19 protein-coding genes and 1 riboswitch are annotated in these 19,239 nt (G+C 60.8%); of the genes, 9 read left to right on the forward strand and 10 right to left on the reverse strand.

All coding sequences use genetic code 11. The features are described 5' to 3' along the window. Window positions 1-19 precede the first annotated feature (19 nt). Window positions 20-236, forward strand: a riboswitch (cobalamin riboswitch). A 130-nt stretch (window positions 237-366) separates the two neighbouring features. The 5 genes from IF204_RS15635 to IF204_RS15655 are packed head-to-tail and all read left to right on the forward strand — an operon-like array spanning window position 367 to window position 3,796. Beyond that, on the forward strand, window positions 367-1,152 hold the full coding sequence (locus IF204_RS15635) for a DUF4198 domain-containing protein (RefSeq protein ID WP_194097960.1): 786 nt from the start codon (window positions 367-369) through the stop codon (window positions 1,150-1,152). Window positions 1,153-1,157: 5 nt separating this feature from the next. Next, entirely contained in the window at window positions 1,158-1,769 is a 612-nt protein-coding gene (gene cbiM, locus IF204_RS15640; RefSeq protein ID WP_194097961.1) for a cobalt transporter CbiM, read from the forward strand. A 4-nt stretch (window positions 1,770-1,773) separates the two neighbouring features. Next, the gene (locus IF204_RS15645; RefSeq protein ID WP_194097962.1) at window positions 1,774-2,358 is read left to right on the forward strand and encodes a cobalt ABC transporter permease; all 585 of its coding nucleotides are present in this window, start codon (window positions 1,774-1,776) and stop codon (window positions 2,356-2,358) included. A 3-nt stretch (window positions 2,359-2,361) separates the two neighbouring features. Then, a complete protein-coding gene (gene cbiQ, locus IF204_RS15650) occupies window positions 2,362-3,156 on the forward strand; it encodes a cobalt ECF transporter T component CbiQ (protein WP_194097963.1) in 795 nt (264 codons plus the stop codon). Continuing rightward, window positions 3,143-3,796 (forward strand): energy-coupling factor ABC transporter ATP-binding protein, encoded by a 654-nt coding sequence (locus IF204_RS15655; RefSeq protein ID WP_194097964.1) that lies wholly within the window; start codon window positions 3,143-3,145, stop codon window positions 3,794-3,796. Before cbiQ ends, IF204_RS15655 begins: the two co-directional genes overlap by 14 nt. Here the strand turns inward: IF204_RS15655 and IF204_RS15660 are convergent. After that, window positions 3,793-4,428 carry a LysE family translocator gene (locus IF204_RS15660; protein WP_194097965.1) on the reverse strand — a complete coding sequence of 212 codons (636 nt, stop codon included), beginning with the start codon at window positions 4,426-4,428 and terminating at the stop codon, window positions 3,793-3,795. The two genes, IF204_RS15655 and IF204_RS15660, sit on opposite strands and share 4 nt — an antisense overlap. Before the next feature lie 149 nt (window positions 4,429-4,577). Here IF204_RS15660 and glpK point away from each other — a divergent pair, with 149 nt between their 5' ends. Then, the gene (glpK, locus tag IF204_RS15665) at window positions 4,578-6,056 is read left to right on the forward strand and encodes a glycerol kinase GlpK (RefSeq protein ID WP_194097966.1); all 1,479 of its coding nucleotides are present in this window, start codon (window positions 4,578-4,580) and stop codon (window positions 6,054-6,056) included. Window positions 6,057-6,127: 71 nt separating this feature from the next. On the opposite strand, the gene IF204_RS15670 is transcribed toward glpK, so the two are convergent. Then, entirely contained in the window at window positions 6,128-6,439 is a 312-nt protein-coding gene (locus IF204_RS15670; protein WP_167637121.1) for an ETC complex I subunit, read from the reverse strand. A 157-nt stretch (window positions 6,440-6,596) separates the two neighbouring features. On the opposite strand from IF204_RS15670, the gene uvrB reads away from it, so the two are divergent. Next, window positions 6,597-8,786, forward strand: coding sequence for an excinuclease ABC subunit UvrB (uvrB, locus tag IF204_RS15675; protein WP_194097967.1), 2,190 nt, complete (start codon window positions 6,597-6,599; stop codon window positions 8,784-8,786). A gap of 219 nt (window positions 8,787-9,005) precedes the next feature. Here uvrB and IF204_RS20270 read toward each other — a convergent pair whose 3' ends face one another. Then, a complete protein-coding gene (locus IF204_RS20270; protein WP_194097968.1) occupies window positions 9,006-9,353 on the reverse strand; it encodes a hypothetical protein in 348 nt (115 codons plus the stop codon). A gap of 94 nt (window positions 9,354-9,447) precedes the next feature. Beyond that, on the reverse strand, window positions 9,448-9,855 hold the full coding sequence (locus IF204_RS15685; protein WP_194097969.1) for a universal stress protein: 408 nt from the start codon (window positions 9,853-9,855) through the stop codon (window positions 9,448-9,450). Window positions 9,856-9,952: 97 nt separating this feature from the next. Between IF204_RS15685 and IF204_RS15690 the strand changes: the two genes are divergently transcribed. Further along, window positions 9,953-10,402 carry a YdcF family protein gene (locus IF204_RS15690; protein ID WP_194097970.1) on the forward strand — a complete coding sequence of 150 codons (450 nt, stop codon included), beginning with the start codon at window positions 9,953-9,955 and terminating at the stop codon, window positions 10,400-10,402. Here IF204_RS15690 and IF204_RS15695 read toward each other — a convergent pair. The 3 genes from IF204_RS15695 to IF204_RS15705 all read right to left on the reverse strand — a co-directional run bounded on the left by IF204_RS15695 (window position 10,399) and on the right by IF204_RS15705 (window position 14,875). Continuing rightward, entirely contained in the window at window positions 10,399-12,687 is a 2,289-nt protein-coding gene (locus IF204_RS15695) for a glycosyl hydrolase family 28-related protein (RefSeq protein WP_194097971.1), read from the reverse strand. The genes IF204_RS15690 and IF204_RS15695 overlap by 4 nt on opposite strands. Before the next feature lie 98 nt (window positions 12,688-12,785). Next, window positions 12,786-13,184 carry a DUF4864 domain-containing protein gene (locus tag IF204_RS15700; protein WP_194097972.1) on the reverse strand — a complete coding sequence of 133 codons (399 nt, stop codon included), beginning with the start codon at window positions 13,182-13,184 and terminating at the stop codon, window positions 12,786-12,788. A 107-nt stretch (window positions 13,185-13,291) separates the two neighbouring features. Then, window positions 13,292-14,875, reverse strand: coding sequence for a lysine--tRNA ligase (locus IF204_RS15705; RefSeq protein WP_194097973.1), 1,584 nt, complete (start codon window positions 14,873-14,875; stop codon window positions 13,292-13,294). A 109-nt stretch (window positions 14,876-14,984) separates the two neighbouring features. Here IF204_RS15705 and IF204_RS15710 point away from each other — a divergent pair, with 109 nt between their 5' ends. Continuing rightward, entirely contained in the window at window positions 14,985-15,404 is a 420-nt protein-coding gene (locus tag IF204_RS15710; RefSeq protein ID WP_194097974.1) for a tellurite resistance TerB family protein, read from the forward strand. Between the two features lie 3 nt (window positions 15,405-15,407). Here the strand turns inward: IF204_RS15710 and dacB are convergent, their stop codons facing one another. Genes dacB through IF204_RS15725 form a run of 3 tightly spaced genes read right to left on the reverse strand, consistent with a single transcriptional unit; the run spans window position 15,408 to window position 19,176 of the window. Next, window positions 15,408-16,880: a D-alanyl-D-alanine carboxypeptidase/D-alanyl-D-alanine endopeptidase gene (gene dacB / locus IF204_RS15715; protein ID WP_322743297.1), complete on the reverse strand. Its 1,473-nt coding sequence runs from the start codon at window positions 16,878-16,880 to the stop codon at window positions 15,408-15,410. 54 nt (window positions 16,881-16,934) lie between these two features. Then, the gene (locus tag IF204_RS15720) at window positions 16,935-17,534 is read right to left on the reverse strand and encodes a nicotinate-nucleotide adenylyltransferase (RefSeq protein WP_194097976.1); all 600 of its coding nucleotides are present in this window, start codon (window positions 17,532-17,534) and stop codon (window positions 16,935-16,937) included. A gap of 52 nt (window positions 17,535-17,586) precedes the next feature. Next, entirely contained in the window at window positions 17,587-19,176 is a 1,590-nt protein-coding gene (locus tag IF204_RS15725; protein ID WP_194097977.1) for a glycoside hydrolase family 43 protein, read from the reverse strand. Between the last annotated feature and the right edge of the window lie 63 nt (window positions 19,177-19,239).

Genomic DNA, 19,239 nt, shown 5'->3' on the forward strand with positions numbered 1-19,239 from the left:
CAGGGCACCCGAATAAAGCGAACACAGTTGATGTGACCGGTTCTGCCGCATCCGACTACGATGGGGTGGAAGCAAAAGGGAATACGGTGAGGCGTACCCAACAGGGACCGAGACCGTAGCTGCCCCCGCAACTGTGAGCGGTGAGCGTGTCCGACGATGCCACTGGGATTTCCCGGGAAGGCCGGACAACGCGACGACCCGCGAGCCAGGAGACCTGCCGCCACATGGTCCTTGACCGGACCTTCTGACCGGACGCCGGGGTGAGCGTCTGGCCCGGAGTGGCAAAAAACCGTTTCGCGCCTGTATCCCCGTCAGTCCCTTCATAACGCTTGGCTTTGCCTTGCGCGTCATTTGGAGGACGACACATTGAAGAAACTCTTGCTGGCATCTTTTGCAGCAACATGTCTGGCGCAGACCGCGTCGGCACACTTTTTACTTCCCTACACCGACCAGACCCAGATCGAGCGTCCCGGCGATGTGCCGATGCAGCTCATCTTCTGGCATCCGTTCGAAAACGGCTTTGTCATGGATCTGGCGGAGCCCGAAGAATTCTACGTCATTCACAGCGGTGAAAAGACCGACCTGATGGACACTCTAAAGCAAACGAGCTTCGAGGGTTCGCAGAATGCCGGCCAATCCTATCAGGCCAGCGTGCCCGTGAAGCGTTCGGGTGACTATGTCGTCGTGACGGTGCCGCAGCCCTACTACGAAGACACCGAAGACAAATACATCCAGCAGTTCACCAAGGTCATGCTGAACCGCAACGGCCTGCCGACCGATTGGAGCGAGGTTCTGGACCTCCCCGCAGAGATCCAGCCGCTTAACAAACCCTACAATATGATCGTCGGCTCCACCTTCTCGGGCCGTGTCCTCGCTGATGGCGAGCCTGTTGCAGGCGTCGAGATCGAAGTCGAATACGTGGCCGCCGTGCCGGACATGGCGCAGTCGTCCACCACTACACCGAGCGTCACCACGATGCCAGGCGGAGCGGTCGTCGCGATCAGTGATGCCAACGGTTACTTCACCTTCGGCGTGCCGCGCGCCGGCTGGTGGGGCTTTGCCGCGCTGGGCGCAGGCAAGACGACCGAATTCGACGGCAAAGAACTCAGCCAGGACGCAGTGATCTGGGTCCACGCCTACGAGATGGAGTAAAGAGAATGCATATCCTTGATGGTGCCCTCACGACCCCAGTTCTTTTCGGCGGAGCGGCCCTGACCGTCGCCGGTATCGGCATCGGCCTGAATAAACTGACACTGGAACGCATCCCCGCCGCAGGGGTGCTGTCCGCCTCGTTCTTTGTCGCCTCGCTCATTCACGTGCCGATCGGCGTGTCCTCTGTTCACCTGATCCTCAACGGCCTCGCAGGTCTGATCCTCGGCTGGGCGGCGTTCCCTGCACTGTTCGTGGGTCTGCTTTTGCAAGCCGTGTTCTTCGGCTTTGGCGGGATCACCGTGCTCGGCGTCAACGCGATCAACATCGCTGGCCCTGCGGTTCTGACGGGCTTGCTGTTCCGTCAGCTGATCGAAAGCAGCACGCCCAACATGGCTTCGATCTGGGCAGGTTTCGCTGGCGCCTTCTCTATCGCCCTCACTACCATCATGGTCGGCCTGTCGCTCGCGCTTTCGGGTGAGGAGTTCATCCCCGCCGCCTACGCCGTCTTCTGGGCCCACATCCCGATCATGGTCGTCGAAGGCCTGCTGACCGGCGCTGCGGTGTACCTCGTGCGCAAGGTGCGGCCCGATCTGTTCCTTGCCGTGAGCGGTGCGTAATCCGATGCGGGCATATCTACTGGCCGCCGCGATTGCGCTGGCCCCGCTGCCTGCGCTTGCGCACAAGGTCATCTTTGGCGTGTTCCCGTCCGGCGACATGATCGAAGGCGAGCTGGGTTTTTCCAATGGCGACATGGCCGTCGATCAACTGGTCGAGGTCTTCGATCAGAATGGCGAAAAGCTGGGCGAAGCGACCACCGACGCGGACGGTTTCTTTGTCTATCAGCCGAGCGAAGCCATCACCCACGTTTTCCGCGCCGACCTTGGCGCGGGCCACGTCGGTGAGGTCGAAATGCCTGCTGCCGAAGTTGGCGAAATTCTCGGCATCGCCGCCGAAGAAGAAGCGCTGCGCGAGGCTGCACCAGTGGTCTCCGATGGTGCGGGCGGCGTGACCGTTGCCGCGCTGACGCTGGAGGAAAAGCTCGCAATTGCAGAGATCGTGCGCGACGAAATCCGTCCGCTCCGCCGCGAGATCACTGCCTATAAAGAGCACAACAACCTCCAGACCATTCTGGGCGGTCTGGGCTATATCGTCGGTCTCTTCGGGGTCGGCTTCTACTTCGCGGCCCGCCGCAAATTGGCCGCCTGACCGATGTCGCAACCCCTTTTGGCCGCCGGTAGTGAGAAGAGTACGAGCGACAGCCTTTTGTCGCGCGGCTCGCTGGCTGCGCTCGACCCGCGTATGCGGATCGTGGTCGCAGCCGTCTACGCTATCGTCGTAGTGAGCCTTTCGGACTTCGCTGCGCTGGGCCTCGCTCTTGCGTTCGCGTTCTGCCTCCTGCCGCTGTCCGGTCTGCCGACCAAGCACACGCTGAAGCGTATGATCGGCATGGACAGCTTCATTATTTTCACGCTGCTGATCTTGCCGTTCTCAGTTCCCGGCACGCCGATCTTTACCGTCTGGGGCTTCGTCGCCAGCTACGAAGGTCTCTGGCAGGCCATCGAAATCGCGCTCACTGCGAACGCTGCGATCCTCGGGCTGATGTGCCTTGTCGGCTCAATGGAGCCTGTCGCCATGGGCCATGCCCTCCATGCGCTGCGCGTGCCTGAACGGCTCGTGCAGCTGATGATGTTCACCATCCGCTATATCGAGGTGCTGCGCGAAGAATACATGCGCCTACGCGCCGCGATGAAGGTGCGCGGCTTTCGTCCGGGCACGAACTGGCATACGTACCGTAGCTTCGGTTACCTCGTCGGTATCATGCTCGTCCGCGCGCTTGAGAGGTCCGAACGCATCCTCGGCGCCATGAAGTGCCGCGGTTTCACGGGTCGGTTCGTACTGCTCGAGCAATTCAAAATGAAAAAACGCGACTGGACATTTGTCGCACTGACAGGTTTGGCGATCCTCTCCCTCATCGCCGTGGAGCTGAGACATGCCATTGCTTGAACTGAGCGATATCAAGTTCGCCTATCCCGGCCACGACCCGATCCTGAACGGTGCGTCGCTGTCGCTTGAAGCCGGTGAGCGCCTGTCGATCCTTGGCCCGAACGGCGCGGGCAAATCGACGTTGCTAAAAATGATGGTGGGTTTGCTGAAGCCCGACGCGGGGCAGGTGTCAGTCTTTGGCCAAACGCGTGACCAAGAGGCCGATTTCCACGATGTCCGCCGCCGTGTCGGCTTCGTGTTTCAGGACCCCGACGACCAGCTCTTTAGTCCGACCGTGGCCGAAGACATTGCCTTCGGTCCGCTGAACCTCGGTAAATCGCGCGATGAGGCGCTTGCGCTTGTCGATGACATCCTCGCCAAGCTCGCGCTCACCCACCTACGTGACCGCATCACGCACCGTCTTTCGGGTGGTGAAAAGCGTCTGGTAACATTGGCAACCGTTCTTGTGATGGAGCCGGAAGTGCTGCTGCTCGACGAGCCGACAAACGCGCTTGATGAAGAAAACGAGGAGCGGCTGGTCGAAATCCTCTCCGGTCTCCCGCAGGCCATGCTGCTCATCAGCCACGACCCCAAATTCCGCGCGCGCGTCGCCCCGTCGGCCTATCGCCTCCGCGCTGGGGTGCTCGCCCGCGAGGACTAAAGCGACGGTTTGTAAAGCGCCAGTTTCGCGCCGAAACCGATAAACACCGCGCCTGTCACGCCCTTGAGCCAGCGCTGGAATGTCCCGTTTTGCGCAGCTTTTGTGAGACGGGACATTAGCAGCACCATCGCAGTGAACCAGACCGCGTTGATCATCGAATGGATGAACACCAGCGTGAAAGAGGCGAGGGGTGTCGTCTCTCCGATATGGATGAACTGAGGAAAGGCCGCGAGGTAGAACATCGACACTTTGGGGTTCAGCGCGTTCGTCAAAAGGCCCTCGATGTAGGCTTTGCGCAAGGTGCGTTTGCGCTCTGCGGGTTTGACCGAAGCGACGTTCACACCTTGCCATGCGGCGATCAGCGCCTTGATGCCGACCCAGCACAGATAAGCCGCGCCGATGTATTTCACGGCGGCAAATGCGGTGGCCGACTGCACCAGAACCATGGAAAGGCCGAAGATCGCCATCGCGCCATGGATGTAGAAACCCGTCACGAAACCGGCGACATTCGCAAATCCCGCCGCACGTCCCGAGGTCGGCACCGTCTTGGCGATCAGCACCCCGTTCGGGCCGGGTGACATGACCAGCAGGCTGGCAACGAATGCGAAAGTCACAACTTCAGACAGAGCCATTTTCCACTCCTGCAGGATAAGACATCTTTAGGGGTAAACTATGCTGCGCAGTAGGCCAATATGCTGGCCGCTCCCCGTGCCACCTTGAATTCCATCTGTTTTCTGTGCCCCATTGGCGCAACATCAGACATTACCGAGGAGGGGCGGCAATGACGCATATTCTGGCCATCGATCAGGGCACGACATCCACGCGAGCCATTGTTTTCGATAGCGCGATGAAGGCCGTTGCCTCGGCTCAGGAAGAATTCCAGCAGTATTTCCCCGATAGCGGTTGGGTCGAGCACGATCCCGCAGACCTCTGGGCTAGCACCGCCGCAACTTGCCGCTCTGCGATTGAAAAGTCCGGCGGGGCAGAGATCGCTGCCATCGGCATTACCAACCAGCGCGAAACGACGCTTGTCTGGGATCGCAAGACCGGCGCGCCAGTCTACAAAGCCATCGTCTGGCAGGACCGCCGCACGTCCGAAATGTGCAAGACGCTCAAGAGCGAAGTTTTCGAGGAGGTCATCACCGACCGGACCGGCCTTCTGCTCGACCCCTATTTCAGCGCGACCAAACTGGCTTGGATCCTCGACAATGTCGAAGGCGCCCGTGCCCGCGCCGAGGCTGGCCGGCTGGTTTTCGGCACCGTCGACACTTGGCTGGTGTGGAACCTCACCGGCGGCGCGGTGCATGTGACGGACGCGACGAATGCCGCGCGGACGATGCTCTACGACATTCGTAAGGGGCGTTGGTCCAAGACAATCTGTGACCGCCTGAACATCCCGATGTCGATGCTGCCCGAAGTGCGCGACTGCGCCGCCGATTTCGGTGAGACGCGTGCCGACCTCTTTGGCCGCCCAATTCCGATCCTCGGCATCGCTGGCGACCAACAGGCCGCGACCATCGGGCAGGCGTGCTTTGAACCCGGCATGATGAAGTCCACCTACGGCACCGGATGTTTCGCGCTGATCAACACGGGCGATACGCCCGTCCGTTCGCAAAACCGCCTGCTGACGACGATTGCTTACCAGCTGGACGGAAAGCCGACATACGCGCTCGAAGGGTCGATCTTTATCGCGGGCGCGGTGGTGCAATGGCTGCGCGACGGGCTGAAGATCATCCGCAACGCGTCCGAGACCCAACCGCTCGCAGAACGCGCCGACCCCATGCAGAATGTCGTCCTCGTTCCCGCGTTCACGGGCCTTGGCGCACCCTATTGGAACGCGGAATGTCGCGGCGCTGTCTTTGGCCTCACCCGCAATTCCGGCCCCGAGGAGTTCGCTCGCGCGGCCCTTGAGAGTGTCGGCTACCAGACCCGCGATCTGCTCGCCGCGATGCATGCCGATATCGGCGAGGTCAGCGATGCCATGCTCCGCGTTGATGGCGGGATGAGCGCCTCGGACTATGCGATGCAGTTCCTGTCGGACATCATCGGCGCGCAGGTGGACCGTCCCAAAGTGCTGGAAACCACGGCGCTGGGCGCGGCGTGGCTGGCGGGACAACGGGCGGGCATCTATCCGGGCCAAGCGGAATTCGCCGCGCATTGGGCGCTGGATCGCAGCTTCATGCCCGAAATGGACGAAGATACTCGTGCCGAGAAATACGGCGCATGGCAGCGGGCCGTTGATGCGACCCTGAGGTTCTGAGGCGATTCCAGAAACAGAAAAGGCGCCCGATGGGCGCCTTTCGGACGGTCGGGCGAGGCCCGGCTTGAATATCAGTGCGTCCAGACCTGACGGCGCGAAGTCGCGAAGTTTTCGCCGTAGCCGCCGGTGCGGATGTTGGCTTTGCGGCCATGGGGTTCCTGAACAACAACGTCGAGCTTCTTCTCGGCCGCGTATTCCAGAGCGGCTTCTTTGGTGTCGAAATACATCTTCACCTGGCTCTGGGTGTCGGTCGAGGAAGTCCAGCCCATCAGCGGGTCGACTTCACGTGCGGACGATGCGGCGTATTCCAGAATCCAGCGTTTGGTTTTGGCAGTGCCCGAAGACATGGCGGTCTTGGCCGGACGGTAGATTCGTGCGCGCATCGGAAGTCTCCTTCTAGGTGGGCCCCTTATCCCGAAAAACGGACGATTGTTCAAGCTAGGAACGCTGTTTGCGTGCCTGAACAAAGGCATATGTCCGAACGGCCCTTGAACAAGAACAAATAGCGCACATTATTAGGACGACAAAGGAGCCTCCCCGATGCACAACAACCGTCCCGACGATATGCCGATGATGCACCGCTCTCCGCAGCAGCGCGAGAAGCTGGAAGGCGGCAAGAAGTTCGTGATGAAGACAGACTTTGCGCCCGCCGGTGACCAGCCGACGGCGATCAAGGAACTGTCGGGCGGGGTGCTGGACGGCGACCGCGATCAGGTTCTTCTGGGTGCCACGGGTACGGGTAAGACGTTTACGATGGCCAAGGTTATCGAGGAAACGCAGCGCCCCGCGATTATCCTCGCGCCGAATAAGACGCTTGCGGCCCAGCTCTATGGCGAGTTCAAAGGGTTTTTCCCCGATAACTCGGTCGAATATTTCGTGTCGTACTACGACTACTACCAGCCCGAAGCCTACGTGCCGCGTAGCGATACCTACATCGAAAAGGAATCGCAGATTAACGAACAGATTGACCGGATGCGCCACTCGGCCACCCGTTCGCTGCTCGAACGTGATGACGTGATTATCGTGGCGTCTGTGTCGTGCATCTACGGTATCGGTTCGGTCGAAACCTATTCGGCCATGTCGCAGGATCTGCACGTCGGGAAAATTTACGATCAGCGTCAGGTGATGGCCGACCTCGTGGCGCAGCAGTACCGTCGCAATGATGCTGCCTTCCAGCGCGGCTGTTTCCGTGTGCGTGGCGATAGCTTGGAGATCTGGCCTGCCCACCTTGAGGACCGCGCGTGGCGACTTTCGTTCTTTGGCGAGGAGCTGGAGGCGATCAACGAATTCGACCCGCTGACGGGCGAGCGCACCGATAGTTTCGACAAAATCCGTATTTACGCGAACAGCCACTACGTCACGCCGCGCCCGACGATGAATCAGGCGATCAAAGGCATCAAGGAAGAGCTGCAGGTCCGTCTGAAGCAACTCGTGGACGAGGGCAAACTGCTCGAAGCGCAGCGTCTTGAGCAGCGCACGAACTTCGACCTTGAGATGCTGGAGGCGACCGGCGTCTGCAACGGCATCGAGAACTATTCGCGCTATCTGACGGGCCGCGCTCCGGGTGAGCCGCCGCCCACGCTGTTCGAATTCATCCCCGACAACGCCATTGTTTTCGCTGACGAATCCCACGTGTCTGTCCCGCAGATCGGCGCAATGTACAAAGGCGACTACCGTCGTAAATTCACGCTGGCCGAACACGGTTTCCGCCTGCCGTCGTGCATGGATAACCGCCCGCTCAAATTCGAGGAATGGGACGCCATGCGCCCGCAGTCGGTGTTCGTCTCCGCAACGCCCGCCCCGTGGGAGCTGGAGCAGACCGGCGGCGTGTTCACCGAACAGATCATCCGTCCGACGGGCCTCTTGGACCCCGTGGTGGAAATCCGCCCTGTCGATATGCAGGTCGACGATCTGCTCGACGAGGTTCGCAAGGTTTCGGCGGAAGGCTTCCGCACGCTCGTCACCACGCTGACTAAGCGGATGGCCGAGGACCTCACCGAATACATGCACGAGCAGGGCATCAAGGTCCGCTACATGCACTCCGATATCGACACGATCGAGCGGATTGAAATCCTGCGCGACCTTCGCCTTGGGGCATTCGACGTACTGATCGGCATCAACCTTCTGCGCGAGGGTCTCGATATTCCTGAATGTGGATTGGTCGCGATCCTCGACGCGGACAAAGAAGGCTTCCTGCGCTCCGAGACCTCGCTGGTGCAGACTATCGGCCGCGCGGCGCGTAACGCCGAAGGCCGCGTGATTATGTACGCCGACCGGATCACGGGTTCGATGGACCGTGCGCTCAAGGAAACCGAGCGCCGCCGCGCCCGCCAGATGGCCTATAACGAAGAGCACGGCATCACGCCTGCGACCGTCAAAAAGAACGTCGAGGACATCCTTGCCGGTCTTTATAACGGTGATACCGACCAAAGCCGCATCACCGCCAAGGTCGACAAGCCGATGCACGGTGCCAACCTCGAAGCGGTCCTTGACGGGCTGCGCGACCAGATGCGCAAGGCTGCCGAAAACCTCGAATTCGAGGAAGCTGCCCGCTTGCGGGACGAGGTCAAACGCCTTGAAGCTGTCGATCTGGTGATTTCCGATGATCCGCTGGCCCGTCAATCGGCCGTGGATTCGGCGGTAGAGGAGAGCCGCAAGGCCTCCGGTCGTTCATCCGCGGGCCGTGCAGGCCAGCGCGGTGGCAACAAACGAAGCCGCAAGTCCCGCTAAGGGGCGCGGCAACGCATTCACATTACAGCAGCGGCGATCACGCCTGCTTTGACAGCGGTCTTAGCGACTTTGCCGACGCAACCGCTCAGTCCAGTAAGCAGGGCAACGGCCAGTAACAGGCGTTTCATATCGGGCTCCAATTTTGATCGGGGCGTTCTACAAACAAAATAGCCCCCTGCACAGGGCAGGGGGCTAGAAAACTCTTAAACTTTACCGTGATTACTGCTGTTCGGTAACTTCGTCGGCAGCTTCATCAGCGGCTTCTGCAGTTGCGTCAGCAGCTTCTTCGGTTGCATCGGCTGCGTCTTCAGCTGCGTCGCCCAGTACCGGCTCGCCTTCAGCGTCTTCCGGCGGATTTACTTCGATGGTCGGGACTTCGACTTCAACAGTCTCGGTGCCGGTTTCAACCGAACCAACGGTTGCATCGAATTCAGGCATCTGGCCGCCTTCAACGGAAACTTCCGGCAGGACGGTTTCTTGGGTCTGGTCGACGTCGACCATATAGATGCCGACTGCGATAAGAAGAACGACTACGATTGCGCCTACAATGGCCCACACACTTTTCATGACTTAAACCTTTCGTGGTTCTATGCACTTGTTGCAGATCAAACTCACGACTTGGCGATTCCGTTCCGCGAAAAGTTGGAGCTTTTGTGAATAATTAGCGCATGACGTGAACAGCACACTGTGCATGACGGACGACTCGCGCTGCGGTCGAGCCCAGCAGATAGTCTCCAAGGCCCGGATGGTGCGATGCCATCACGATCAGATCGACGCCGTGTTCTTCCGCCCAGTCAAGGATCGAACGACCGGCGTGGCCGTCAATCACGTAGGCCTGACAGTTGGGCGTGCTGGCCGCGCGCGCGCCGAGCTCTTTGCGAATAGCTTCACGCGTTTCCGCCATCATGTCCATCGGCATGTAGGACAGCGCGTAGGACGGGATCTCTTCGATGACGTGGATCAGCGTGATCTGCGCATCGGGAGCCGCCAGACGTTTCGCGACTTCGACAGGATCAAAGCCGTCGTAGGCATGATCGAAGGCAATCGGGACGAGGATATGTTTGTACATGACCGAACTCCTTTGTTCTTGAAGCCAACATGCCATCGCGCAAAGTTGCGCGCTTTGATCCATGTCACCTTGGCGCGGGTGTGCTAAGTCGTAGCTCATGACAACTGCTCTGATCCTCGGCGCCGCGATGCGCCAAGACGGCCCGTCGCCCGCGCTGGCGAGGCGGGCCGAACACGCAGCAGGTCTGTATCTGGCGGGGCAGGTCGATCATCTCGTTGCCTGCGGTGGCTGTGTGACCTTTCCCCCGACCGAAGCCGAGGCGATCAGGACCATCCTGCTGGCGAAAGGCGTGCCGGACACCGCGATCACGCTTGAGGACAAGTCGGTCGATACCGTCCAGAACTTCCGGTTCGCCAAGCCGCTCGTCAGTGGTCCGGTTATCGTCGTGACCGACCGTCTGCATATGCCCCGCGCGATGCGCACCGCGCGGGCTGTGGGGATCAAAGCGCGCCCCGCGCCGGTGCCGCACCGCTTAAAGCCGCGGCTCGTCCTGCGCGAGGTCGGTGCGAATATCCTCTATCTATGGAAGCTCAGAGGAATCCGTTAAAGCGGGCGGTCCATCCGCACCCGCAGCCAGACCTTGCCCTTGCACGCCGTCGGCCAGTTCAGTTCCACCTTCGTGCCGTCGGAACCTTGTTCGGTCAGCGACCACGGCAGCGCTGTCACTGCATTGCCCTGCGCGTCCGTGACCTTACCCGACATCGTCACCCCTTCGACCACGCGGGCGCGGCCACCGAAGGGCAGGCTCGGCTTCGTCGCCACGGTCCACTTGTCCGACCGCGTGCCTTGGTCGTGCTCGATCATCGACGGGTTCACGATCTCTTCGTTCACGCCGTTGAAGGTGTTGCCGTAGAACAGGACATTGCGCATCCGCGTGTAGTCGAGGTCGGCAAAGGTCGTGTCCACTTTCTCTACACGGTCGATATTGCCGTTGAGTGACCGGAACGTGTTCCCCGTCACCGATAGCCCGTGAATATAGTGGCTCGGGCCGTAGGGCTTCACCACGATAAAGCTGAACCAGTCGCCGGTATCGTTGACGTGGAAGATGTTACCCGTAACCGTCAGCCCGCCGAACGAGTACTGCTGCCCGAGTGCGGGTGTCGCGTCGTGCTCGTTGGTCAGTTCGATGAAGTTGTTGTCGATGTAGTTGCCGGTAATGACCGACTTGGTGTTCGGCGTCGTGAAGATGATCCCGCCTTTGCGTACGCCGAGGTCTTCGCCGTCACCGTGGAACCAGTGGTTGCCCGTAATCAGGTTGCCCGCGCCGCCGAGGATGCAGAAATGCTTGAACCGCACCACGCGGGTATCGCGAATTTTGACGTCGTTGTGGTTGGCGTTGAACCCGATGGAGACGCGCTGCGACACGGGCAGGGACATCTCGTCCGACAGGAACTGGCAACGGTCGATGGTGAGGCCCTGACAACCACTTCCGATCGAGGTCAGACCACGGTCCTTGGGGCGGTTAATAAAGCAGTCACGCACATGGAAAATGCCGCCACCCTTGGCCAGCATGATGCACGACGCGCGGCCCATGCCGTTCATCTCGATATCGTCGAGGATAAAGTTCGTCAGCGCTTCGAAGCCCGAAAAGTCCAGCATGTACTGGAAGCGCTGGAAGGTGAATGTCTGCGTACCTTCGGCGTCATAGAGCGCCTTGTTCAGCGTCACGGTTTTCGCGGCCACGTTGACGTCACGCACGTAAATCTCGCGGCCCACGCCGTTGCCCGTCACCAGCGAGCCGACGCGGATATTCGCCGCATTGGTCACTTCGGTCAGTGTGCGGTCGTTCGACGCCGAGTAGGTGCCCTTTGAGGTCACGGTCTGCGTATCCCACTTCGGGCTATCGACGGCCTCCAGCTGGCCATTGCGGATCACGCGGCGGGTGGCAAAGCTGTTGCGGCTCCCCTCGGCGGCCTGCATGTCGACCGGCTCGGTCAGCTGCACACGGCGCCCGCCCATATCGAGAGACTCGTGGCCGGAGTTATTCAGCAGCGCCTGAAACGCCTTCTTGAACGCGATTTGCTCGTCCCCGAACGCATCGATATAGGTCGGCAGGTCAAAGTTCTTTTGCAGCACCAGACGGTGCCCCGCCGCCATCGACAGGGTGCCTTCAAACCGGATGTGGTTCTCGATCGTGACGTGATTGTTCAGGCGATAGGTGCCCGCAGGTACGAACACGGTGCGCCCGTCCGCTGCGGCATCGGCAGCCTCGAACGCCGCGCTATCGTCGGTCGTGCCATCGCCCACGGCGCCGTAGTCGCGCACATCGACCAGCCCAAGCATGTCGCGCAGAAAGACAGAGGTCACATCCTCGATCACCAGATCCTCGACGCGCACGATCCCGCCCGTCGGGCCGGTGAAGTCGAGGCCAAAGTGCCCGTAGATCACGTCCTTCCAGACCATATCCACGCCGCCACGCGGGCCGGTGCCGATGATGACCGACACCTCGACCACTTCGCCGTAGCTGGTCAGCGTGACCTCAGGCCCGACCTCTGTCAGGCCGCCCACATGGTTGCCGCCAGCGCCGCCCGCCCAAGCGGCCACGCGCACGGAAGGGAAGGGGCCGGAGAGTGCCTTTACCTTCGCCGACACGCGCAGATAGCACCCCGGAATGATCGGGGTCTCGCCCATGTAGCGCAGTTTCTGCGTGGAAGCCGTTTTCAGGATTTCCAGACAACCGGCAAAGTTCTGGTCCGACTGCACATAGACCCCGTTGCCGGAGCCCGCATAGGTGTCTGATCCCGGTGTGCCGTCGCCGCTCGACCAGACCGAAAGACCATCCGCAAACGCGGGCGGCATCAGTTGCAGCCCGTCAGTTATCGCCTTGTTCATGTTCACCCCTTCGTATCCCGTGGCCGGAGGTCATCCGGCGGTTCGGGAAACGGTGTAACAAGGCGCGGTAAATATCCGCTCAGCGCACCGTACGGTGCTCAGGCCATCCCTTGCGGCATGATGACGGGCTGCACCGCGTCGATGCGCCAGACGCCGTCCGTTTCGATCATGAAGTAGTCGAACACCATCACCGAGCCTTGGCCATCGCTGACCATGACACGCTGGACCCAATGTTCTGCATCCTGCCGCAGGTCGAGGTAGCGGACGTCCTCGTTGTTCCAGATCGTCTCGTAGCCGTATTCGACCATGTGGCCGAAGTTCTGCGGGGTCTGGAACATCTGTTGAAGACCGGGGCTGGCAAAGCCGAACGCCGTCGGGATGTCGCGCGCAATGAACGCGTCCATCTGCTGGTCGATGATGCCTTGAATGCCGTCGGTATCCTGCGCGGCCAGCGGGCTGGCAACGAGCGCGAGTAGGAGACTTGTCGTTCTGATCATGTCTGTATCCTCCGATACCAAAGGATACGCCGGAAATCCGGTTTTGGTTCAGGCACGGGCCCGAAAGTGGCGCTGCGGGCGATTTTCCGCCCGCAGCCGCTGTTTTATCAGGCCGAAACCAGTTTGCCTGCGAGGCCGTCCTCGATCAGGCGGATCGAGTTTTCGATGCCGTAGAGCGCAATGAAGCCGCCGAAGCGCGGGCCTTGGCTGTCGCCGAGAAGCACCTCGTAGAGCGCCTTGAACCATTCGCGCAGGTTCTCGAAGCCGTGCTCCTTGCCGACGGCAAATACCATCGACTGAAGCTCTTCGCCGTCCGCCGCGCTGTCCCATGCTTTGAGGCGGGCCAGCATGTCTTCCATCGCAGCACGTTCCTGATCGGTCGGCGCGCGGAAGGTTTTCGTCGGCTTAACGAAATCGTGGTAGTAACGGACGGCAAATCCGGCGGCTTGATCGAGGTCCGGATGGGTGTCCGCAGCGGCCTCGGGCGCATAGCGCTTGATGAAGCCCCACATGGTTTCCTTGTCTTCGGCACCCGAAACAGACGCGAGGTTCAGCAGCATGGCGAACGGCACGACCATCTTCGACTCCGGTACGTCGCCGTTGTGAATGTGGTAAACGGGGTTCGCGAGCTGGCCCTTTTCGTCTTGCGTCGGATAGGCCTTCAGCTGCTGGTGGTACTCGTCCACCATGCGCGGGATCACATCGAAATGCAGGCGCTTGGCGGTCTTCGGCTTGAGGAACATGAAGTACGACAGCGACTCGGTCGAGGCGTAGGTCAGCCACTCGTCGATCGAGATGCCGTTGCCCTTGGACTTGGAGATTTTCTCGCCGTTTGCATCAAGGAACAGCTCGTACACCATGTGGTTCGGCTTCTTTGCGCCGAGGATCTCCGAAATGCGGTCGTAGATCGCGGTGTTGGTGGAGTGGTCCTTGCCGTACATCTCGAAATCGACGTTCAGCGCAGCCCAGCGCGCACCGAAGTCCGGCTTCCACTGGAACTTCACGTTGCCGCCGGTGACGGGCAGGGTCCATTCCTTGCCGTCCTCGTCGTCGAACGTGATGGTATAGTTCTCTTTATTCACTTCCTTCATCGGCACGTACAGAACGCGGCCGGTTTCGGGATGGATCGGCAGGAAGATCGAGTAGGTCGCCTGACGCTCTTCGCGCAGGGACTTAAGCATGACCTTCATGATGTCATCGTACTTGTCTACGGCACGCTTCAGCACTTCGTCGAACTGGCCCGACTTGTAGAACTCGGTCGCCGAATAGAATTCGTAATCGAACCCGAAGGTATCGAGGAAGCGGCGCAGCATTGCGTTGTTGTGCTCGCCGAACGACGGGAATTCCTCGAACGGGTCGGGAACCGAGGTGAGCGGCTTCTGCTCGTGCTCTTTCAACATGTCCTGGTTCGGCACGTTGCCTGGCACCTTGCGCATACCGTCAAGGTCGTCCGAGAAGCAGATCAGGCGGGTCGGGATGTCCGAAATCTTGTGGAAAGCATTGCGGATCATGGTGGTGCGCAGCACTTCGCCGAAGGTGCCGATGTGCGGCAGACCCGACGGGCCGTAGCCGGTTTCAAACAGAACGTATCCCTTTTCGGGCGGTGCTTTCTCATAGCGTTTCAGCAGGGCGCGGGCTTCTTCGAACGGCCAGGCCTTACTTTCCATCGCTACTTCGCGCACGTCGGTCATCTGTTTCACTCCATCGGTCTACTGCCACCACGGCAGGCTCAAGCGCTCTCCCTATTGCGGGAGTGCTCCGGCGTCAATAAATGAAGGGTGTAACACAACGGAGAAGACCATGACCGCCGACAGTTCACTGACCGCCCAGGATGCACTCGTCGCCCTGATGATCGCCGTTTCCGCCAGCGACGAGGATATCCGCACCGCCGAACTCGTCCGGATCAACAACATGATTAACCACCTGCCGGTGTTCCACGACTACGACGAAGAGCGTCTGCCCGCCGTATCGCGCACCGTGTTCGATCTGCTGGGCGAAGAGGACGGCCTCGACGCGCTGTTCGGCCTCATCCGCGATGCGCTACCTGAACGTATGAGCGAAACCGCCTACGCGCTGGCCTGTGACGTGGCCGCCGCAGATGGCCGTATCGAAGGCGCAGAGGCGCGTATGCTCGAAGAAATCCGCCACGAGATGGCCGTCGACCGCCTGCATGCCGCCGCGATCGAACGCGGCGCCCGTGCGCGTCACATGACTCTGTAAGTCCTAGAAATCGGCCCAGCGCTGGAGCAGCACCTGCTGTAGCCGCTTGGCCTTACCGTTGTAGCTGGCCGCTCCCTGTGGGCGACCTGCTTCCGTTTCGGCGAATGCTTCGCGCCGCGGGAGATCTCCGCTGAAGATCGCAAACGACAGCTCTCGCCCGTCCTTGGTGTGCACATACCCCGCCAGCGCAGACACGAAGTTCAGCGTGCCGGTCTTCGCTTCTACATGGGCAGCGGTGTTTATCGGTGTTCCTTCGGCATCCCGCAGGACGATATTTTTCAGCAACGGACGCAGCAGGTTCTGCACATCAGGCGCATTCAGCAGTCCGACAAGCGACGCAGGCGTAATCCGCGAGTCAGGGTTGAGTCCGCAGTGATCCATGAGCCGCACCGTCGCGCCGGTCCGCTCGAAAATCCACTGCCGCATCTCGGCGGCGGAGGATTTCAGATCAGCCGGAATCCCCGTGCGCTGGGCAGTCGCGGTGAGACCAAGCACTTCGGCAGTCAGATTGGTCGAATACTTCAGGCAATCCTTCACCACGACATCCAGCGGCTCGCTGAGGTATTGCAAGAACGGTTCGCTCGTCGGTGCCGCATCGGCCTTCACCGGCTCGGACAGCTTGATGCCTTTGCTGCGTGCGATGCTGTGGAACACATCACCCGCATAGAGGTCGGGATGCCTCACCGGCAGCCAGTAGCCGCCGCCGTCGCCGAGCGCCGCCTTGGATACGGTCCACTCGTCGTGATCGTCGTCGTTTTCATAGGTGTAGATCGGGGTGGTGCGGTCGATGACCTCCATCCGTGCGACCTCGACCGACGGGCTGTATTTTTCGGACCGCGCATCCATCGTCACATCGTAGCTGCTGCCCGTCCGCGCCCATTCGAAGAACACGCGGTTGAAGTTCAGGTTCAGCCCCGAAACGGCGGGGTTATAGCCAAGGTGGTCCAGCTGCTCCGGCTCGATCTCTTCGACGTAGGGCAGGGCGCCGCCCCAGACCTGAAACGCACCGGTCACTTCTTTGACGCCTGCATCCACCAGCATCTGCGCCAGCTCGCCCAGATTATCCGTCGTCAGCGTCGGATCGCCGCCGCCGACGAGCACCAGATCACCGTCAAGCACGCCTTCGTCGCTGATTGGACCCGTCGCCACGAGCTGCGTGGTGAACCGGTATTCTGATCCTAGCGTCTCGAGCGCATAAAGGCTCGTCACGACCTTCGCCACGCTGGCAGGCGGCATAGCGGTGAGCGGCTGGTACTGTTCGAGTATCTCGCCCGTCGCGGTGTCCGTCACGATGACACCTGTCAGTCCCGTCAGCCCCGCCTCGAAGATATACTGGTCGAGGTTCGGCCTCAGACGCGGGCGTTCGGGAACCTCCGGCGCGCGCGCCAGCGGCGGCAGCGAAGTCAAAGGAGCATTGGCCAGCGCCGCAGTTGCGGACAGGCTCAGAAGCCCGCCAAGGGCCGCGCGTCGGGACAATTGTGTTTTCATGGCCTGAAGCTAGCTCGCACCCCATAGCCAATCAATGACCGGTTACGTCCATTCTCCTCGCGCACGGATCGCGGACGATGACGCTTCCGAGAGCGGGAGGTTCACATAGCACCATTTGGGCGCTTCCGAGCGGCCAAGCTGCCACGAACGGCGCGCCGAAAGCCGTGCATCGGAGTAGACACGCGCAGCCTTGGACGTCTTCGCGGCTAGCAGATACCCCGGACGTGCGATCACACCGACAGGCACGCTGTCCATGATCGTTTTCCAGTCCTGCCACTTGTCAAACTGCACGAGGTTATCGGCCCCCATCAGCCAGACGAACTTCACCCCCGGATACCGCCTACGCAGCGCCGCGATGGTTTCGGCGGTGTAGCGGGTGCCCAGCCTCTGCTCGATCCCCGTCACAGTCACCCGCGGGTGATCCATAATGCCCTTCGCAGCCGCGATACGCCGCTCGATAGCGGCAGGCCCGTGTTCTTTGAGCGGATTGCCCGGTGATACCATCCACCACACGCGGTCCAGCCCGAAACGGCGGAGCGCCGCGAGCGTGATCGCAACGTGCCCTTCGTGCGCTGGATCGAACGATCCGCCAAGCAGGCCAATAACCTGTCCCGGCTTTGCTATGGGGTATCCTAGAACCATTCCGCCTCATTATCGCGCCTACGTGATAGCGCAAGAGGGCAAAACAAACCCGTCAGCCGCTGTCGCCCGAACGCGGCACATAATCAAAGCGGGTAAAACGCGCCTCGCGGGCCTGTCCGGTGATGTCCATACAGACCATCCCGACAAATGCGCCGGTGAACGAGCCATGCTCGCCGCGCCCGCCTTCGTCCGACACTAGCGTCGCATCCAGCTCCGGCCCGACCTTTTCCCAGTCGCTCCGTTTGATCCAGAACTGCTGGGTGGTGCCATCAACCGTGACCCGCAGATCGACTGGCCCGTCACCGATCGCAATCGGGTCGCCGTGCCACGTCAGCGCCCCGTCCGGATCGCCAAGGCAGGAATAGATGTGCAGCACCCGCCCGATGCCCTCTTCATGGCTGACGAGGCAAGCGTGGAACTTGAAACGGTTGTAGTAGGTCGTGAGGCCCGCGGACTGCTGATAGGTCTCGGGCGCGAACTCCACCGTGGTCTCGGCAGTGTAGACATGATCCTCCTGCCGCCGCGCGACCAGCGATTGCTCGAACCAAGAGCCGATGCTTTCCCGCCCGATCAGGGTCAACGCATGTTCGTCCTCACGGAAAATGCGCTCCGTCTCGGGCGTCCGCAGCCATTGGAACTCGGGCGGCAATGCCCCGCCCAGCGTCCGCTTCACCGCCTCACGCGCACGCGGCTCCACATCCACAGGTGAGGGGACCACTTCACGCGCCAGCATTCCGCCCTGTTCGAGCCATAGCCAGCCGTCCTTCCAGACAACTTTCTCAAGACCTGTCTCCCGCCCAAGCGGGCAATACGGTTTTCCGTCTTTCCACAACGGCCGCCCCATGAGGAACGAGTGATAATGCTCGCCCCAATGCGTCTCCACATATTGTCCATGGCCTGTCCGCTGGATACGATGGTCACTGCCCTTCGCCGAAATCACATGCTTTGCCGGATGATCCTCGTATGGCCCGCGAATATCCCGCGCCCGCGACATCGTGACGGCGTGGTCATACCCCGTGCCACCCTCCGCCGTGGTCAGGTAATAGTACCCATCCCGCTTGAACAAATGCGGTGCCTCTGTCAGCCCGCGGTCTGTCCCTGCATAGATATTCGTCACCTCACCGATCAGCCCGCGCTCCGGCGACCACTCCTGCAAGAGTATCCCGTCAAACGCCGCATGAGCCGGATTGTACCCCTTGGGGCGGTGGTTCCAACGCATGTTGACGAACCACTTGCGCCCATCATCATCGTGAAACAGTGACGGATCGAAACCCGAGCTGTTCACATACCACGGATCGCTCCATTCGCCGTCCACGCTCTCGCAGCAGGTGATGTAGCTATGCGCATCCTTGAAACTGCCGTCGAAGCGCTTCACGTCCGTATAAACCAGCCAGAACTTCTCGCCGTCATGGCTCAAACAGGGCGCCCAGATCCCGCAGCTATCGGGATTGCCGCGCATATCCAGTAGCGCCGCACGGTTCAGCGGACGCGCCACCAGATCCCAGTTCACCAGATCGCGCGAGTGATAAATGCAAACGCCCGGATACCACTCGAAGGTGGAGGTCGCGAGGTAATAATCTTCGCCCACGCGCAGGAATGAAGGATCGGGGTTGAACCCCGGCAAGACCGGATTGCGGATCATGAAATCAGGGCCTCCCCGCCCCTTCATTCTGATAAAAATACCTCGGGGGTGCGGGGGCAGAGC

Source organism: Marivivens aquimaris, assembly GCF_015220045.1.
Classification (GTDB): Bacteria; Pseudomonadota; Alphaproteobacteria; order Rhodobacterales; family Rhodobacteraceae; genus Marivivens; species Marivivens aquimaris.

What these genes read in the sequence shown, in the direction of transcription:
- cbiM (WP_194097961.1), top strand. Translation starts at nt 1,158, where the DNA reads ATGCATATCCTTGATGGTGCCCTCACGACCCCAGTTCTTTTCGGCGGA.
- IF204_RS15645 (WP_194097962.1), top strand. Translation starts at nt 1,774, where the DNA reads ATGCGGGCATATCTACTGGCCGCCGCGATTGCGCTGGCCCCGCTGCCT.
- cbiQ (WP_194097963.1), top strand. Translation starts at nt 2,362, where the DNA reads ATGTCGCAACCCCTTTTGGCCGCCGGTAGTGAGAAGAGTACGAGCGAC.
- IF204_RS15655 (WP_194097964.1), top strand. Translation starts at nt 3,143, where the DNA reads ATGCCATTGCTTGAACTGAGCGATATCAAGTTCGCCTATCCCGGCCAC.
- IF204_RS15660 (WP_194097965.1), bottom strand. Translation starts at nt 4,428, where the DNA reads ATGGCTCTGTCTGAAGTTGTGACTTTCGCATTCGTTGCCAGCCTGCTG.
- glpK (WP_194097966.1), top strand. Translation starts at nt 4,578, where the DNA reads ATGACGCATATTCTGGCCATCGATCAGGGCACGACATCCACGCGAGCC.
- IF204_RS15670 (WP_167637121.1), bottom strand. Translation starts at nt 6,439, where the DNA reads ATGCGCGCACGAATCTACCGTCCGGCCAAGACCGCCATGTCTTCGGGC.
- uvrB (WP_194097967.1), top strand. Translation starts at nt 6,597, where the DNA reads ATGCACAACAACCGTCCCGACGATATGCCGATGATGCACCGCTCTCCG.
- IF204_RS20270 (WP_194097968.1), bottom strand. Translation starts at nt 9,353, where the DNA reads ATGAAAAGTGTGTGGGCCATTGTAGGCGCAATCGTAGTCGTTCTTCTT.
- IF204_RS15685 (WP_194097969.1), bottom strand. Translation starts at nt 9,855, where the DNA reads ATGTACAAACATATCCTCGTCCCGATTGCCTTCGATCATGCCTACGAC.
- IF204_RS15690 (WP_194097970.1), top strand. Translation starts at nt 9,953, where the DNA reads ATGACAACTGCTCTGATCCTCGGCGCCGCGATGCGCCAAGACGGCCCG.
- IF204_RS15695 (WP_194097971.1), bottom strand. Translation starts at nt 12,687, where the DNA reads ATGAACAAGGCGATAACTGACGGGCTGCAACTGATGCCGCCCGCGTTT.
- IF204_RS15700 (WP_194097972.1), bottom strand. Translation starts at nt 13,184, where the DNA reads ATGATCAGAACGACAAGTCTCCTACTCGCGCTCGTTGCCAGCCCGCTG.
- IF204_RS15705 (WP_194097973.1), bottom strand. Translation starts at nt 14,875, where the DNA reads ATGACCGACGTGCGCGAAGTAGCGATGGAAAGTAAGGCCTGGCCGTTC.
- IF204_RS15710 (WP_194097974.1), top strand. Translation starts at nt 14,985, where the DNA reads ATGACCGCCGACAGTTCACTGACCGCCCAGGATGCACTCGTCGCCCTG.
- IF204_RS15720 (WP_194097976.1), bottom strand. Translation starts at nt 17,534, where the DNA reads ATGGTTCTAGGATACCCCATAGCAAAGCCGGGACAGGTTATTGGCCTG.
- IF204_RS15725 (WP_194097977.1), bottom strand. Translation starts at nt 19,176, where the DNA reads ATGATCCGCAATCCGGTCTTGCCGGGGTTCAACCCCGATCCTTCATTC.